This is a genomic window from Methylotuvimicrobium alcaliphilum 20Z, from assembly GCF_000968535.2.
In the GTDB taxonomy this organism is placed as follows: Bacteria; Pseudomonadota; Gammaproteobacteria; order Methylococcales; family Methylomonadaceae; genus Methylotuvimicrobium; species Methylotuvimicrobium alcaliphilum.
The window spans coordinates 750,982-768,249 of record NC_016112.1 but is presented as its reverse complement, the minus strand read 5'-3'; the positions used below and the strand labels follow the sequence as shown (position 1 = coordinate 768,249).

Below are 17,268 nucleotides of genomic sequence, written 5' to 3'. Positions count from 1 at the left end.
AGTTCGGCAATGGCTCAGTCTGAAATGTCATAATCGATGAATAAAAATTCACTTTATCTAGTTGGCGCGATTGCTACCGGTTTTATCTTTAACCGAGGGCATGAATTCTCATTTTTAATCAAGTATCTTTTGATGATCATGTTGTTCTTTCCATTGCTGAAAGCTACCGTACCAAGGGACGCGGCCGTCTATAGCCATGCGATGAAACTATGCTTAGTCATGGCCGGGACGAGTATTGCCGCGTATTGGCTAATAAAGAGCTTGGACAGGGATCTGGCAACGATCGCTTTTTTGCTGATCGCCACGCCGACCGCGACGGCAGCGCCCATGGTAATTCGATTGCTGAACAAAAATGTGACTTATGTAATTACCGCCGTGGTCACGACAAATTTATTAGCCGCACTGTCGTTACCGTTTATCCTGGATTTTATTCATCCCGGAGAACGTAACATTAACCCCGGCAACATGTTGCTGGCGACAATGACGGTCGTCGGCATACCGTTGGTTTTAGCCCAACTCATTAGAGCGTATCGCATTCAGTTGGCGAATAAACTCACAAAGATTAACAAGCTACCGTTTTTGATTTGGCTATTGGTTATCTACCTTGCCACGGCAAAGGCTTCCGAATATTTGTACAGCCATCACGTTCCATCTCTGATGCTCGGAAAGATTGCTCTTATTTCCCTGCTTACATGCGGATTCAATTTTTTGATAGGCCATTATGTAGGCGGCGTAAATTACGCCGTGGAAGGCAGCCAGTCGTTAGGCCAAAAGAATACGATGTTTATGTCCTGGATCGCTCTGGAATACGTTTCCCCGCTTGCAGTCTTAGGCCCGGTTTGCTATTTGGTTTTTCAGAATCTTTATAACTCGGTCTTGTTAAGCAGGAATAAGCACCCAAAACCCGTTGGTTAATGAAGGATACAGACGGCAAAGATATAAACCTAAATTCGGCAGTTCAACCATGAAGCACATGAAGTTAACGAAGTATTTCAAAAGATTACCGAAACATTCCTGCTAACTTTTCGGGTGAGCGAAAGTAGTACACAAACGAATGACAAGTTATTGAATTAAACCTATTATTCTTCATGATCTTGATGGTGAAATGCTTTTTTAGGATATAACTGTACCTGAGACCCGATCAAGGCGAGGCGCATTACGAATTACTCTTGAACCAATATCCAGGGCTTGACGACGACAGCCCAAACTTCCGTATTTGCTTGGTACCACGTTAAGGCTTGTTGATCGGAGACCTGTCCGACTTGCCGCGAATTTAACCACTGCTCTACCTGGTCTTTATTGTCTGAGGCTATTTGATAGGCTGCCTCGACCAAATCCAAGCCTTCTGAGACGTGAATCGCCAAACCCGATGCGAAAAAACGCTGCAACTCTCTCCAGGGGATTTGCGAGGTCTCGAGATTAAGTTTAGCTTTGGCAAGTTCGTGTTCGGCAGTTGTTAGCGTAGCTGTCATAAGATCGAATATTCAAGATAGAATTGAATTAATCGCAATCGCGATATACCTTTCGCACTTCAAATTTCGGCAGTGCCGGAGGAGACCTCGGGGTGCTCGGTAAAGGCTTTGCCAGCATGGAGCTGGCATAGAGCCTACATGGACGTATTCACGGCGTCCTTTGACGGGCACCCCGAGGCCGAATTTTCATCTACGATGAGTATAAATTAATGATGTAGTCGAAAAATCAAGCTGTTATTCTATACCATTTATAACGAAGCGTCGCCCGCTTAACCTACCGGTTTTTAGATTGCGAACGCACAAACATAGCGAGGATATTTTTATGATCGGATCTTTTTTTCGTAAATCCAAATTAAAAGCGGCTATCAGTCATGTCAATAAAGCCCGAAAAAGAGAAGGCGCTGAGGCGGACCATCATTTCGACAGTGCTTATAAAGGTTTTAGCGAGGTAATCGATAAGGATCTACTGTTTACCGAAACCTTATACAACTGGGGCTTTGCATTGTTGCATCAAGCCAAAACGAAATCCGGCGACGAAGCAGTCAAACTTTACCAGGATGCTATCGAAAAATTTTCATTTTGCCGCATGATCAATGCCGATTCATTGGGCGCGGCAATCGACGGCGGCGTCGTCTATATGGACTTGGCGCGGCTAAAAGGCGCAGCGCCGAAAGACTCCCTGTACGACAAAGCATTAGCGTTGTTTCAGGAAGCGAACCGGATACAATCGGGCTCGGCATCCTATAATCTGGCTTGTATTCATGCGCTACGCAACGACCAAGAAGCGTGTTTGAGCGCACTGGAGGATTCACGCGACCACGGCAGTTTGCCGTTAGTCGACGACATTCTCGCCGATTCCGATCTCGATAACATGAAATCGCACCATTGGTTTATCGATTTTGTCGAGTCCTTGAAAGTGCCAGAGGAACCGGAACCGACTCCCGAAGAAAAAACATCCGAACCGGAAGTCGAAGCATCTTCGCAGCAGCCCGCAGCCGAAACAAAAGAACCGATCGCCGAACCGGAAAAAGCTGTCCCAGTCCAGGAAGAACCCGCTACCGTCGAAACACCGACTGAGGAAGAAGACAAAAAATAATCTCTATCAACACATCTTGTGAACAGTTCGGAACAACAGCCGCGAATTGGTCTGAACCGTTCACATCTAAGGGTGAATGTGACCCTTAAATTGGCTACGTTCGCGTTTATATTTGAAGTAAACACTACACCACCAATCTCTAAACTTGAAGACTGTAGGTTACACTGTGTGCACCGCAGAAAACCCACCCGTAGCTTAACGTGCTCTCATGTTTTGTCTTTTCCGTCATCAGTTACGCACAGCGGACCTAAAATCACCTCTGAAAATGCGCTCATCAACCTCTGAGACATACAACCATTCAACGCGCTTTCTTTTGTAACCGCGAGATTAATACCAGTCCTGACAAAAGGAGTGGGTAGGCACTACATTTGTTAAAGCTGGTTTTAGCCCGGCACAAGTCCGAAATTACACACCGAATCAATTTATGCCGATTCAGGCGTGGAAATTGCATCACTGTTGTTACAGCAGTCGTATGATGATTTATCGCATGCCAAAATGATCGAAAATAAACGGAGATATCAAAAGCACTATGATATCGCGCTAATCCGAAAGTCATTAACTCGCTCCATCTTTGTGCGCAGGCACCAAAATAGAGCGAACCGTTTCAGCGCATTACCCGTTTTGATTTAGCATCATACGCCCGAAAAGTATTCGCCGCTGCTCGTTTCGTTTTTCGCTATACCCGGAAATCGGCTCAATCGAATAGGCTTTATAGGATAATATCATGACAATTCGCGTGGCCATCAGTCACAAAACCGCTTATCTCTTCGACCGCGCCGTCTCGTTGTCGCCCCATGTGTTTCGCCTGAGACCGGCAGTGCATTCGAGAACGCCCATCAAGGGTTATTCGCTGCGTATCGAGCCCGAAGATCATTTCATCAATTGGCAGCAGGACCCGTTCGGAAATATTCTGGCTAGGGTCGTGTTTCCGAAAAAAACACGGTCGCTCAAAGTTGAAGTGGAAGTAATCGCCGACATGACGGTTATTAACCCATTCGATTTTTTTGTCGAGGAATATGCGCAAAAATTTCCTTTTCAATACGATAAACAATTGGCCCGGGAACTGACGCCTTTTTTGGAAGTGACCGAAGACGGCCCTTTATTAAAACAATGGGTGGCCGATTTTGATTTGACGCCACGTAACATCAACGATTTTTTGGTCGATTTAAATCGCAAGGTTTTCAAGGATGTCAGTTATAACATTCGCATGGAACCCGGCATTCAAACGCCCGAACAAACGCTCGAAAAACGCAACGGTTCGTGCCGCGATTCAGGTTGGCTATTGGTTCAGATTCTAAGGCATCTAGGACTCGCCGCGCGCTTCGTCTCCGGCTATCTTGTGCAATTGACTGCCGACATGAAATCGCTCGACGGTCCGTCAGGTCCCGAGCACGATTTTACCGATCTGCATGCCTGGGCCGAGGTATATATTCCCGGCGCGGGTTGGATCGGCCTGGATCCGACCTCCGGCTTATTGGCCGGCGAAGGGCATATTCCGTTGGCCTGCACGCCTGACCCGATCAGTGCAGCCCCGGTCACCGGCGCGACCGACAAGTGCGAAGTCGAATTCGAATTCAGCAATACGGTCACGCGCCTACACGAAGACCCGCGTGTCACGAAGCCTTATACCGACGAGCAATGGTATTTTATCGATGCGCTCGGCCAACAAGTCGACGCGCAATTGCTGCAAGACGACGTGCGCTTGACGATGGGCGGCGAGCCGACCTTCGTGTCGATCGACGACATGGAAGGCGCTGAATGGAATACGCGTGCGGACGGCCCGCATAAACGCGAGCGCGCCCAAGCCTTGACCAAGCGTTTGCGCGACGTGTTCGCGCCGGGCGCGATGTTGCATTACGGCCAAGGCAAATGGTACCCAGGCGAACCTTTGCCGCGTTGGCAATACGGTATCTTTTGGCGCAAGGACGGCACGCCGATTTGGCGCAACCCTGAATTATTAGCCGATATCAAAATCGATTACGGACATGGGCCAGAGCACGCCAGGCAATTCATCGAACACCTGACCGGCCGTTTGGGTTTGACGGGCAAACACATTTCCCCGGCCTACGAAGACGTTTTTTATCACCTTTGGCAAGAAGAGATGCTGCCGGTCAATATCGATCCGCTGCAGTATCGCTTAAAAGATCCGGTCGAACGCAAAACGCTGGCTAAATTGTTGGATACCGGCTTAAATCAGCCGGCCGGTTTCGCGCTACCGGTTAAATGGAATTGGAGCAAACAATCCTGGCAAAGCGGTCCATGGCAATTCAAACGCGGTCAGTTGTTTTTGATTCCGGGTAATTCGCCAATGGGTCTACGCATGCCTCTCGATAGCTTGCCGTGGATCGCTCCGGAAAAACGCGAAATAACCCATGAACGCAGTTTGTTCGAGACGCTGCCGGAATTGGGCGATTATTACGGCGAAGTCGCACAGCGATATAGCCATTTTGAACAAATCGGCGCTATCCATCCGGAAATCCAAGAACAAAGCCCGCCTGCCGACGACAAGGACATCGATCTCATAGAAGTGCCTCATACCGCAATATGCGTCGAGGCTCGCGAAGGACGGGTCCATGTATTTCTGCCGCCTTTGACGATGCTCGAGCATTACCTGGAATTGATCGCGGCAATCGAAGCGACCGCCGACCAATTGTCGATTCCTGTCGTACTCGAGGGCTATGAGCCCCCGCGCGATTACCGAATCGAACGTTTGATGGTCACCCCCGACCCTGGCGTGATCGAGGTCAATATCCATCCATCCCGAAGCTGGAAGCAATTGGCCGACAATACGCATATTCTGTACGATCAGGCGCGCCAAGTCCGCTTGGGTACCGAAAAATTCATGCTGGACGGGCGCCATACCGGCACCGGCGGCGGGAATCACATCACGATCGGCGGCGAAACGCCGGCCGATAGTCCTTTGCTACGCCGGCCCGATGTATTGCGGAGCTTGATCACTTATTGGCAACATCATCCGGGGCTATCGTATTTATTCTCCGGTATGTTCATCGGTCCGACCAGCCAAGCGCCGCGTGTCGACGAAGGCCGCGATGAAAAGCTTTATGAACTGGAGATCGCGTTTCAACAAATCCCCGAAGGCGAAGCGCCTTCGCCATGGTTGATCGATCGCTTGCTGCGGCATTTGCTGACCGATATTACCGGCAACACACACCGAAGCGAGTTTTGTATCGATAAACTGTATTCGCCGGACAGCGCTTCCGGACGTCTCGGTATATTGGAACTGCGCGCCTTCGAAATGCCTCCGCATGAGCGCATGGCGCTGGTTCAAGCCTTATTGCTGCGCTCGCTCGTTGCTTGGTTTTGGCGCGAACCTTACCGGCATAAATTAGTTCGCTGGGGCACCGAACTGCACGACCGTTTTTTATTGCCGCATTATGTCAGAGAAGACATGCGCCAAGTCGTCGACGATTTACAACGCGCCGGCTACCCGTTTCAATTGGACTGGTTCGACCCCTTCTTAGAATTCCGCTTTCCGCATTACGGCAATACGGTCGTCGAAGGCATCGATTTGGAACTGCGTTTTGCGATCGAACCTTGGCATGTTCTGGGCGAGGAAGTCAGCAATACCGGCACGGCGCGTTTCGTCGATTCGTCGGTCGAACGATTGCAAGTAAAGGTAACCGGATTGACCGATTCGCGTTATGTGTTGGCTTGTAACGGAAGGCATGTTCCGCTCAGAAATACCGGACGTAAAGACGAGTTCGTCGCCGGAATCCGCTACCGGGCCTGGCAGCCGCCATCGGCGTTGCATCCGACCATAAGCCCGCATACGCCACTGGTATTCGATATCATCGACACTTGGAACGGGCGCGCGGTCGGCGGTTGCACTTATTATGTCGCCCACCCGGGCGGCCGCAGTTACGAGACCTTCCCGGTGAATGCCTATGAGGCCGAGGCAAGAAGGATTACCCGTTTCTGGAATTACGGTCATACGCCGGGCGAGATCGAAAGGCCGCCGGTCATTTTGCCGTCCGATAGCGGGGTCAGTTTCATACCTCATAAGGACCCGCCAAGACCGATGGCGCCGCCGCCCGAGGAGCCTAATAAAGAATATCCGTACACACTCGATTTAAGACGGCGATATTAGGATAGCGAGTGTTGGATGCGTTCAAGAACAAAGCAATATTCACCATGAAGCTCATGAAGACAATGAAGAAAAAGACTATAAGATCAACAGTGTAATTTTTCATGTCGCTTCATGATCTTACTGTGAAAGTTCGCGGATTTGAAATCTTAATCTAGTTTTTCGATATTCAACACAATGCCGGTTCCGAAGAGGGAGCGGTTGCTCGATCGACAGGCGTCGGCGGCAGGGAGCCGCCGTCGAGCCTACATGGACGTATTCACGGCGTCCTGTCGGGCGAGTGACCGCACCCTCCCCACCAGAGAACTTTCATTTGCCGAGACGATGGCTAGACCTTCATGAACGATATGGTGAAATAATTTTTTCCAGGATACTGTAACGGAGCCTTTGTGACCCGACTCGATCGAATTAGCCTATGAATAGCGTTCTCGCAAAAGAAATCGGTGCTCAGCACTACGCCACACAACTGACCGGCTACGATGAAATGTATGCCAATAAAGGCAAGGTACTGCCTTATTGGGAACATTTCATGAAATCGATCGAGCAAATCGGCCGTGACGAATTGGAGCTCCGCCGCCGCGAAGCCCAGCGTTTACTGCGTGAAAACGGCGTAACCTATAACATTTATACCGACGCGCAAAGCCTGAGCCGGCCATGGAAGCTCGACCCGATTCCACTGCTGATCAGCAGTGAAGAATGGGCCGTGATCGAGGCAGGTTTGATACAACGCGCCGAATTATTCAACCTAATATTGAAAGACATTTACGGCGAGCAAAGCCTACTGAAAAAAGGTTTATTACCGGTCGAACTGGTTTACGGTCATGAAGGTTTCCTAAGACCCTGCGTCGGAACTTTGCCCGATACCGAGCGACAATTATTTCTATATTCCGCCAACTTGGCTCGAGGACCGGACGGGCGCATGTGGGTACTGGACGACCGTACTCAGGCGCCTTCGGGAGCTGGCTACGCGTTAGAAAACCGGTCGGTGATGACGCGCGTACTGCCGGATTTGTTCGGCGAGTCGCAGGTTCATCGTCTTGCCGGCTTTTTCCGCGCGCTCCGAACCGGATTGGCCAACCGCTCGCCGACGTCCAGAGCCGATTCCAGAATCGTCGTGTTGACGCCGGGGCCTTTCAACGAAACCTATTTCGAGCACGCTTATTTATCGTCGCAACTCGGTTATACCTTGGCGCAAGGCGACGACCTAACCGTCAGAGACGGACGGGTTTGGCTAAAATCGGTGCAAGGACTGCAACAAGTCGACGTCATCTTACGGCGCGTCGACGATTCGTTTTGCGATCCCTTGGAATTAAAGTCCATCTCGAGACTGGGCGTCGCCGGACTATTGGAAGCAGTCAGGCGCGGTAACGTCGCGGTCGCCAATCCCTTGGGCAGCAGCGTTTTGGAAAACAATGCCCTATTGGCTTTTTTACCCAGACTGTCGCGCCATTTGTTAGGACAAGAATTACTATTGCCGTCGGTAGCCACTTGGTGGTGCGGACAACGCCGGGAATGTAATTTCGTACTGGAAAATCTCGGGCGCTTGGTGATTAAACAAATCGACCGAGCCTCCGGTATTCACGCAGTATTCGGCGCCAACTTAAGCTCCCAGGAAAAAAGTCGATTACGCGCCGCGATTCTCGCGAAACCTTATTTGTATGTCGGGCAGGAACAGGTCGGTTTTTCAACGGTGCCGGCTTTCGTGGACGGGCAAATCGCGCCACGCAATGCGATTCTGCGTAATTTCGTCGTCGCCGGCGAAGACGGCTATCAGGCCATGCCCGGCGGCTTGACGCGGGTTTCGCCCCTCAAAGATAATTTGGTCGTCTCGAACCAGGCCGGCGGCATCAGTAAAGATACCTGGGTGCTGGCCGACCAGCCGGATCAACAAGTCAGCATTTGGCTACAACCGCGCCGAGATCATATCGTCGAGGCGATCAACGAGCCCTTGCCGAGCCGAGCCGCAGATAATCTGTACTGGGTCGGGCGCAATCTGGAACGCATCGAAGCCGCGGCGCGGTTGCTTCGAACCGTGCTGCAAAGATGGCGAGAAGCTCAGGATTACACCGAATACAGCGATGCCGATTGCCTCAAAACTTTATTGCGCGCATTGACTCATGTCACGGTAACCTACCCGGGTTTTGTAAAAGACGATCCGTCATTATTGACGAATCCTTTACCCGAACTAACGGCATTGATCAAAGATGCCGAGCGCCACGGTACGATTCCTTCAAGCATTCATGCCTTTACTCAGTCTGCTTTTAGCATCCGCGATCTATGGTCACAGGATACTTGGCGCAGCATCGACGATATCAGGCGTTGTTGGCGCACAGGATCTTTTAATGAGCCGCTGGAAATCGGGGCTCTACAAAGTAAATTAGACGATTTGATTTCAGCGATCGTCGCATTTACCGGTTTGACCAGCGAAAGTATGACCCGCGAAGCCGGTTGGTTGATGCTCGACGGCGGACGTCGCCTGGAACGCTGTTTGTCATTGATTGCATTGCTGCGCGCGACGGTCGTGATCAAACAAGAGGAAAGCACCCAATATCAATTATTGGAAGCTGTATTGATGACGACCGACAGCCTAAGCATTTATCAACGACGATACCGGTCGTTCGTGCAATTACCGATGGTACTAGAGCTGCTGGTGCTCGATCAAACGCATCCTCGTTCGCTGGTCTATCAGCTTAATCAACTTTACGACTATGTCAAAGCCTTGCCTCGGGAGCGCGGCAAGGTGCGCATTAGTGCCGAGGAAAAGCTGGTGCTCGAGGCGTTTACCAAGATACGCCTAATCGATATCGCCGCGTTAACCAAAAGTCAGGGAGACAGCGTTGTCTATTCGGCTCTCGAAGAAGTACTAGCGGATACCTCGAAGTTAATGTGGCGTACCTCGGAAATGATCGCAAAAGCCTATTTCAGTCATGCCGAAGGGCCGCATCAATTGAACCCGACGCAACTGGAGGACGAGTTGTGAAATATCGCATTACCCATATCACGACTTACCATTACGCTCATGAGGTCGGGCTTTGTCAGAATGAAGCCCGATTGCAGCCGCGCGATTTTCCGAGGCAGCAATGTTCGGACAGCCGTTTCGATATCAACCCGGAACCCTCGGACTTTCAGGAACGGCTCGACTTTTTCGGTAATCGAATCGCTTATTTCGCGATTCAAAAACCTCACTCTAAATTAACTGTCACTGCCGTGAGCGAGGTTGAAGTGCTGACGGAATCCAATCAAGTCTTTCAAGACAACACTATAAGTTGGGAAGACGCCAGGGACAAATTGTCCGCCAATCCGGCTCAGCAAGCACAGAGTCAATTAACAACGGGGCACGGTTCTTATGAAGCGCTACTCGAAGCCAGGCAATACACGCTCGACTCGCCCATGGTGACATCCGGAACCGAGTTAGGCGATTACGCCCGTCAATCGTTCGCGCCCGGAGCTCCGCTGATCGATGCGGTGACCGACTTAATGGAGCGCATTTATCAAGACTTTACTTACGATCCGTCCTTCACGACGATTGCAACGCCGCTGGCCGATGTCATGCGGCATCGACGCGGCGTCTGCCAAGATTTTGCGCATCTGGCGATAGGCTGTTTAAGATCGCTCGGCTTGGCGGCCCGCTATATCAGCGGCTACATCGAAACTTTGCCGGCACCGGGTACCGAAAGATTGGTCGGCGCCGATGCATCGCATGCCTGGTTTGCCGTATTCGTGCCGGGCAGCGGCTGGCTGGAATTGGACCCCACCAATAACAAACTCCCCGCAGATCAACATATCACGTTGGCGTGGGGACGCGACTATGCCGATGTCACTCCGCTAAAGGGCATTGCATTCGGCGGCGGCAGGCACAGCCTGTCGGTTTCGGTCGATGTGCTAAGGCTAGAAAGTTAAGGAATATGCACAAAATAACTTCTACAAGCATTAAGCATTGTGGCGGTTCGGTGACTCGCTTGACAGGACGCCGTGAACCCAGCACCTAAATTATCCAAGAGAACTAACCATAGCCAATGGATTATGGAATTTAGGTGCTGGGTGAATACGTCCATGTAGGCTTGACGGCGGAATCTGATTGCCATGGATGGCATGAATGCAGATTTTGCATTACGCCATGGATGGCGTGTATTAGGGCACCAACAGTAGGCGCTTTAGGCGATGCAGGGCAGAAAAATGCTCCTGCATTTTCTGCATTCATTACATCCATGTAACTCAGCAATTGCCGAGGAGCAAAAATCTGCAAACGCCATGGATGGCGTGAATGCAGATTTTGCATTACGCCATGGATGGCGTGTATTAGGGCAATGCAGGGCAGAAAAATGCTCCTGCATTTTCTGCATTCATTACATCCATGTAACTCAGCAATTGCCGAGGAGCAAAAATCTGCCCTGCCGCCGATACCTGTCAATCGAGCCACCGAACCCCCTTTCCACATTTGTCGAAGTTGTTTCATGCTCGTTCCTAAAAACGTGCGGATGATTTCACTTCATATTACTTAAAGGAGAACCAATGAGTACCATACATTTAATTGGCGGAGAAAAAGGCGGAGTCGGTAAATCCGTCGTTGCCCGATTACTGGCGCAATATATGATCGACCATGAAATCCCGTTCATCGGTTTCGATACCGATCGCTCTCACGGTTCTTTGCTTCGTTTTTATGCCGACTATGCGTCGCCTACAATCGTCGACAACTATGAAAGCCTCGATAAAATCATCGAAACCGCGGCCGAAAACCCGGAGCAGCAAATACTCGTCGATCTTGCCGCGCAAACGCACTATCCCTTGTCTAAATGGCTAGAGGAATCCGGAGTACTCGAATTGACCGAAGAACTGGGTGTTACCATTCAATATTGGAATGTCATGGACTCGGGCAAGGATTGCGTCGACCTGCTAGGGAAACTTCTGGATCAATACGATGCGAAATTAAATTACGTCTTGGTTCTGAATCAACTTCGGGATGGAGATTTTACTATTTTGGAACAATCGGGCATCAAAGAACGAGCATTGGGATTAAATGCCAAATTGATGACCTTAAAACGCCTGCATACACCGGTCATGACCAAAGTCGATGCAAACAGCTCGAGTTTTTGGGCGGCTCAAAACAAGAGCGTCGACAATCCTAATGCCTTGGGCTTATTGGAAAGGCAACGTGTCAAAACTTGGCTAAAACAGGCTTATACCGAATTGAAATCAATTGGTATTTGAATGCGCCAAAAAACAGACACCCATGATTTATTCGCCTTAATATACCTATCGCACTTCAAATTTCGGCATTAGCGTATAGAGACGTCGGGGTGTTCGGCAAAGGCTTTGGCAACATGGATGCTGTCATAGAGCATAAATGGACGTATTCGCGGCGTCCTTTGACGGGCGCCACGACGCCGAATTTTGACCAGCAAAGGGTATACAAATTGAATATTGACCATGAACCGGATGATAATGAGCCGTTAACTATAAAAATACGGCTCTATGTGAAATACAGTGGGTAATCAAATTTCAACTTTCCACATAGGAAGTAAATCATATTAATGAAATTGTTGATGTTGCGATAGCCTCTGGCTCGCCGTTTAGCCAGCTGAATCTTACTATTGATGCCTTCAAGAATGCCGTTACTAATGAGTGATTCCACGAAATGCACAATTCCCGACCAATGTCCTCGAACTGTGTTGGCGAACTTGATAAACGCTGGAATTTTGGCTGCGTCCACCGCATCGCACCATTGCCTCAAAAAAGCCTCCGCTGTCGGTTTGTCGGGCATTTCCCAGAGATCATTGAATAGCACTTTTAAGCGGTAAGCTTCGCCCAGCGTGGGGTACAGTTGTATCAGTTCATCCAGCTCTTTTTCTTTTTTGTCGGATAGGTTTTCCCGGTTCTTTAGAAAAGTGTATTTGTGGCCTTTCAGAGCATCATGCTCTTTGCGTTCGGCAATGCGCACCTGATTCATGGCCTCGTTCAATAATTTCACAACATGGAATCGGTCAAAGGTAATTTGTGCAGACGGGAATGATTCGGCAGCACCGGCAATAAATGACGGTGACAAATCCATGCTGATTTGCTCCACCTGTTCTTTATCAACACCTTTATCTTCAAGGTGTTGCTGAATACTTTGCAGCGTTGCCTTACCCTTACCTTCGGTGACATGAATTACGCGGGCTTCATCCAAATCAACGCCCAGCGTAACGTAATGATGGCCTTTTTTGGTCGAGGTTTCATCGACGCCCAGCTTGGTTATCGTGCTCGGATCATCGGCTGCTTTTGCCTTGCTAATCCAGTGATTAAAGATAGTCCAGATGCGCTGTGGATTGACCTTCAGTATCTCGGCGACTCGGTTGACCGGCATTTCCCGCTCAATCAAGGCTAGCGCTAAGGCTTCGAATAACAGGGTAAAACCACTGCCTGGCCGTGCCCAAGGAACGTCAACAGTACGGACTTTGCCATCGGTCGTGGTAATGCGCGGCACCGCACAATGGAGGTAACAGGTGTGTTCAAAAAAGCTCAAATGTTGCCATTGCCGCTCTACGGTATCATGCACTGGACAGAGGTTATTCGCGTCGTCTAAGAAGCGCGAGCCAGTCACGAAATCGATATGCAGATGAAGTTCGCTACGGGCCAATTCATCTGTAGAAAAGGTCACAGCTTTGACCTGCCAAGGAGGTTGCAGGCCTAAAGCCATGCTGAATAAAGTTTCACTGTTCATGGCTATATTATTGCATTACCCACTACGAATCACATAGAGCCAAAAATACGTTTAGAGATCGATTAAACTAATCGACTCATGGACAAGCGATATTGTAGAATCCAAAAACTTTCCATCCGCATTTTCATAACCCAAATCATTCTCATTTCGGCCAGACCACTCAATGAAAAAAGCCTCGCAAAAAGCACCTTCCGCGGCACCCGACGCTAGTCTAGAAAAAAACGCCTCCTCACACTTTTCGGCAGGACGATATAAAAACGCCGCCGAAATCTATAAAAACTTGCTAAAACACTCCGATAATCCGGATTGGCGCAAAAAACTAGCCGAGTGTTATTTGCAAAGGGCATTGAATATGGCAGAAAAAGGCATGCCGAAGGAAGCCGCCGTATTGTGGGAAAACTATTCGGAATGGGCAGAACCGCCCCTAGCAGCTTTAGAGGCTTATATTTTATGGCTATTGTCGGTTAAAAACACAGAGAAAGCTTTCGCAAGACTCGATCGAATCGATGCCGAACAACTGGATAAAAATCATCCCGAGCTTGCAGTATGGCTGGGTTTTTTATTGGTTTGCGAATATCCCGGTATTGAAGCGCATATACCGCATGACTCGGCTGTAATGCTACATTGGCAAACGGTTCGCGAAGCTCTCGAAGCTTACCGAAGCAACCGGCTCGATCATATCGACGAATTACTGAAAAAGCTACCCTTCCGCTCTGCCTTCCGTGATCTACGATCCCTACTTAAAGCGCAACTGTCCCTACCTGCATCGATCGAACAAGCGCACACCTTATTGTCGAAAATTCCGGATAACTCGTCCTATCGTCCGACGGCAAATGCTTTAATGGCCTATATGTTTCAAGGATCGGCTTTCGTTGAGGCCGCACTGCAACTCGAAGATAGCCAACGCCGACTGATTGCCAAGGCCAAAGATTTATCGAATAAGCAGCTTGAATTGCTCGACGCTATAGACAAGCAACACAACAATCTGACCGACAAAGCGCAATTCAATTTAGCCATCCGCTACCGCGAACTGATCGGAAACGAAGCGGCGAGCCGCTTTTGCCAAGCCATGCTGGCACGCTACCCCGCCGGACGTAAAGACTATCTAAAAAACTTCGCTGCGAAAAACTCGATCGAAAGCGAGCGTATTCAGGCCTTAATCCACGAAGAAAACCATGATAATTTTGAAGCCGAAGATCACTGGCTGCGTTACATTGAGGCGTTAAAAACCCAAGGGCCGGAAAGCCATAAAAAAATCGCATTGATATACAGGCATTTGGCTCAAAATCTTTCGCCTACCATGGCTATCGATTTCCTTATAGAGAGCTTGCAATATGACCCGGAAGACCGAGACAGCTATCTGAAAATATTAGATTATTTCGAACAGGAATATCCGGACCCGGAAGAGCATGCGATATGGCTGGCAAAAGGCCTGAAACACCTTCCGAAAGACATCGAGATGCTGGTTTGCGCCGCGAAGTCCGCCATGCGCAAAAAAGCCTTCAAGAAGGCAGCCAAATACGCACAAGACTTGTTGAAAATCGACCCGGTCAATACGCTGGCCAAAGAGTTGTTGTTCTCAAGTCACTTAGCGCATGCCCGCAAGTTGATTAAAACCCAAAAATTCCATCTGGTCGAAAAAGAACTCCAAGCGGCCGAGCAATTATCGATCGATAAGACTTTACTGAGACAAGCGGACTTAATTCGCGGATTTTATATTTGCGCCGCCGAAGATAAAGACCGTGACCTCAAAGCCATAGCCGATACTCTACAATCAATGAACCCGGGGCCTGCAACCGCCCACTTCCAAGGTTTTATCGAGTCGGCCTTGATGGATGTCCCCTACGCACCCATCGCAAAACAATTGCCGGCCGTCAAAGCTTACGAGCTATCCGAACCGGAACTATTGCACTTAACAGAATCGATCGAACGCTACGGCGAACAGCTCGACTTAGTGTTCAAAGCGCTCGATAAAATCAAGGCGCCGCTCAAAAAATCGATGAAATTGCTCAATTACGGCGAACAGGTGCTCTTAGCTTGGTGCCAAACGCTCGAACAGATCGAACATTTCGATTTATTGAAACAATGCGCGAAATCGGCCGATGGCGTCTGGGAAAAACCGATCTGGTCGTATTACCGAGTCGTTGCGGAATGCCAGGGCGATCCGAGCCGCCTCGATATTACCTGGACGCTAAGACTGCAAAACGCGATCGAAATCGCTCATGAACAAAAAGACAGTAAGACCGAATTCAAGATTAGACGCTTTATTGAACGCTCCATCGGCTTTCAAAATCCGTTCGGTTTCGACGATGAAGACGACTTTTACGAAGACGGTTTTGACGAAGACGAAAGCGGATTCGACCCCGACATTATCGAGGGTTTGTTCGATCATGTGCCGAAGCGGAATATGATCAAAATCGGCAAAAAGTTTGAAGAAATGATGAATAAATCATCGCCGGAACAGCTCATGATGGATGTGATGACGAAATACGCAGAAAGAGTCGACCCGAACCAGCTCGTCGGATTACTGATGGACCCCAGCTTTCTGGTGGCGATCATGATGTTCGAAGCCGCTCAATCCTTGCGTATCGATATCGACTTGAGTTTCGATGAAATCATCGAATTTTTCACTGACGACGAACCGTTTTCTTTCCCGTTTGACCCTTACTAACTACTCCCTTTTAATTGAAAAACCGTCTAAGAATAAAAGGTATGGGATATGTCTATCGAGGACCGCCGTGAACCCATCCATGGGGGCTTGGCGGCAGCTCGATCGCCAGGGATGGCGTGAATGCCGATTTTGCATGGAGCAAAAATCTGCCCTGCTGCCGACATCCTCGCTAGCCACACCCCATACCTCTGTAAAGTTAACCATTTTTTGAGTATAAAGGGAATAACATGACGACACCCTATCAAATTCTCGGCGTTTCCGAACATGCCAACGATGCCGAGATCAAGCAGGCTTATTTAAACTTGGTCAAGGAAAACCCGCCCGATCGCGATCAAGAACGCTTTCAGCAAATTCAACACGCCTATGAAACGATCAAAGACAGCGACAGCCGCATTAATTACGAATTATTTCATTTCCCGGAAACCGACTTCAATGCCTTGCTGGATCACGCTTTCCAGCAAAAAACCGAGCTACGTTCCCTGAATCCTGACGACTTTTTCAGGTTACTGAATGCCGTCTCAATCGACAAAGCCGTTACGGGCGCCATTAAAAACAAGTTATCATGAACACCGAAACACCTCCAGCCGAATTGCTCGATACCTTACAGCATTATTTGGAACAAACCGACTTTGCGCATTTGGCGGCGGTCGATCAACCGGATTTAACGGTCTTATTCACCGATCTAGCCGGCTTGAAAAGCGAAGTCAAGGCCGAGTCCCGGCAATTCAAGGCAACGCTCGACACACTCAACGAAGCCGTGTCCGCTCTCAAAACCGATAACCAAGTATTGGCGGACGAACTGGCCGCATCCGCCGAGCGTCTTAAGCAACAGGTGAGAGAGTCTCAGCGCACGCTGCTGCTCGACATTATCGATATTTACGACCGACTCAGCGAAGGCTTTCGAGTACTGCAAAATTACCGCCCGGTCGATGCCTTGTTCAATCATTCGAAAAAACAAGACGTACGCTTTATCAACGGTTTCGCCAAGGGCCAGGAAATCACGCTAAAACGCTTCGAACAATTGTTGCAGCGACGAAATGTTTTTTCGATCGACTGCGTCGGTAAGCCTTTCGATGCTCATACGATGAAGACGCTCGAAGTCGGCCATGACACGAAACTGGAAAACGGTATCGTGCTCGAGGAACTCCGCAAGGGTTTTCTATTTGAAGATCAAATACTGAGACTGGCCGAAGTCAAAGTCAATAAACTCTAACATTAGCCAAA

12 protein-coding genes are annotated in these 17,268 nt (G+C 49.4%); 9 read left to right on the top strand and 3 right to left on the bottom strand.

Going from position 1 to position 17,268, the window contains the following annotated elements; translation table 11 throughout:
* The first annotated feature begins 36 nt into the window (after window positions 1-36).
* On the top strand, window positions 37-915 hold the full coding sequence (locus MEALZ_RS03385) for a bile acid:sodium symporter family protein (RefSeq protein ID WP_014147198.1): 879 nt from the start codon (window positions 37-39) through the stop codon (window positions 913-915).
* A 248-nt stretch (window positions 916-1,163) separates the two neighbouring features.
* On the opposite strand, the gene MEALZ_RS03380 is transcribed toward MEALZ_RS03385, so the two are convergent.
* Entirely contained in the window at window positions 1,164-1,472 is a 309-nt protein-coding gene (locus MEALZ_RS03380) for a DUF2288 domain-containing protein (RefSeq protein WP_014147197.1), read from the bottom strand.
* A 322-nt stretch (window positions 1,473-1,794) separates the two neighbouring features.
* Here MEALZ_RS03380 and MEALZ_RS03375 point away from each other — a divergent pair, with 322 nt between their 5' ends.
* From MEALZ_RS03375 to MEALZ_RS03360, 4 genes are all read left to right on the top strand, one after another.
* Window positions 1,795-2,568, top strand: coding sequence for a TPR end-of-group domain-containing protein (locus MEALZ_RS03375; protein ID WP_014147196.1), 774 nt, complete (start codon window positions 1,795-1,797; stop codon window positions 2,566-2,568).
* Window positions 2,569-3,292: 724 nt separating this feature from the next.
* Window positions 3,293-6,676 carry a transglutaminase family protein gene (locus MEALZ_RS03370; RefSeq protein ID WP_014147195.1) on the top strand — a complete coding sequence of 1,128 codons (3,384 nt, stop codon included), beginning with the start codon at window positions 3,293-3,295 and terminating at the stop codon, window positions 6,674-6,676.
* 412 nt (window positions 6,677-7,088) lie between these two features.
* Window positions 7,089-9,653 carry a circularly permuted type 2 ATP-grasp protein gene (locus tag MEALZ_RS03365; RefSeq protein WP_014147194.1) on the top strand — a complete coding sequence of 855 codons (2,565 nt, stop codon included), beginning with the start codon at window positions 7,089-7,091 and terminating at the stop codon, window positions 9,651-9,653.
* Window positions 9,650-10,573 carry a transglutaminase family protein gene (locus tag MEALZ_RS03360; protein ID WP_014147193.1) on the top strand — a complete coding sequence of 308 codons (924 nt, stop codon included), beginning with the start codon at window positions 9,650-9,652 and terminating at the stop codon, window positions 10,571-10,573. The genes MEALZ_RS03365 and MEALZ_RS03360 overlap by 4 nt, the downstream gene beginning before the upstream one ends.
* 130 nt (window positions 10,574-10,703) lie before the next feature.
* On the opposite strand, the gene MEALZ_RS22540 is transcribed toward MEALZ_RS03360, so the two are convergent.
* Window positions 10,704-11,129 (bottom strand): hypothetical protein, encoded by a 426-nt coding sequence (locus MEALZ_RS22540; RefSeq protein ID WP_162472908.1) that lies wholly within the window; start codon window positions 11,127-11,129, stop codon window positions 10,704-10,706.
* 56 nt (window positions 11,130-11,185) lie between these two features.
* Here MEALZ_RS22540 and MEALZ_RS03355 point away from each other — a divergent pair, with 56 nt between their 5' ends.
* A complete protein-coding gene (locus tag MEALZ_RS03355) occupies window positions 11,186-11,881 on the top strand; it encodes a P-loop NTPase family protein (protein ID WP_014147192.1) in 696 nt (231 codons plus the stop codon).
* A 262-nt stretch (window positions 11,882-12,143) separates the two neighbouring features.
* Here MEALZ_RS03355 and MEALZ_RS03350 read toward each other — a convergent pair whose 3' ends face one another.
* The gene (locus tag MEALZ_RS03350) at window positions 12,144-13,373 is read right to left on the bottom strand and encodes an ISL3 family transposase (RefSeq protein WP_014147191.1); all 1,230 of its coding nucleotides are present in this window, start codon (window positions 13,371-13,373) and stop codon (window positions 12,144-12,146) included.
* A gap of 163 nt (window positions 13,374-13,536) precedes the next feature.
* On the opposite strand from MEALZ_RS03350, the gene MEALZ_RS03345 reads away from it, so the two are divergent.
* The 3 genes from MEALZ_RS03345 to MEALZ_RS03335 all read left to right on the top strand — a co-directional run bounded on the left by MEALZ_RS03345 (window position 13,537) and on the right by MEALZ_RS03335 (window position 17,257).
* Window positions 13,537-16,044 (top strand): hypothetical protein, encoded by a 2,508-nt coding sequence (locus tag MEALZ_RS03345; RefSeq protein WP_014147190.1) that lies wholly within the window; start codon window positions 13,537-13,539, stop codon window positions 16,042-16,044.
* 227 nt (window positions 16,045-16,271) lie between these two features.
* Window positions 16,272-16,610 (top strand): J domain-containing protein, encoded by a 339-nt coding sequence (locus MEALZ_RS03340; RefSeq protein ID WP_014147189.1) that lies wholly within the window; start codon window positions 16,272-16,274, stop codon window positions 16,608-16,610.
* The gene (locus tag MEALZ_RS03335) at window positions 16,607-17,257 is read left to right on the top strand and encodes a nucleotide exchange factor GrpE (RefSeq protein WP_014147188.1); all 651 of its coding nucleotides are present in this window, start codon (window positions 16,607-16,609) and stop codon (window positions 17,255-17,257) included. Before MEALZ_RS03340 ends, MEALZ_RS03335 begins: the two co-directional genes overlap by 4 nt.
* Window positions 17,258-17,268 lie beyond the last annotated feature (11 nt).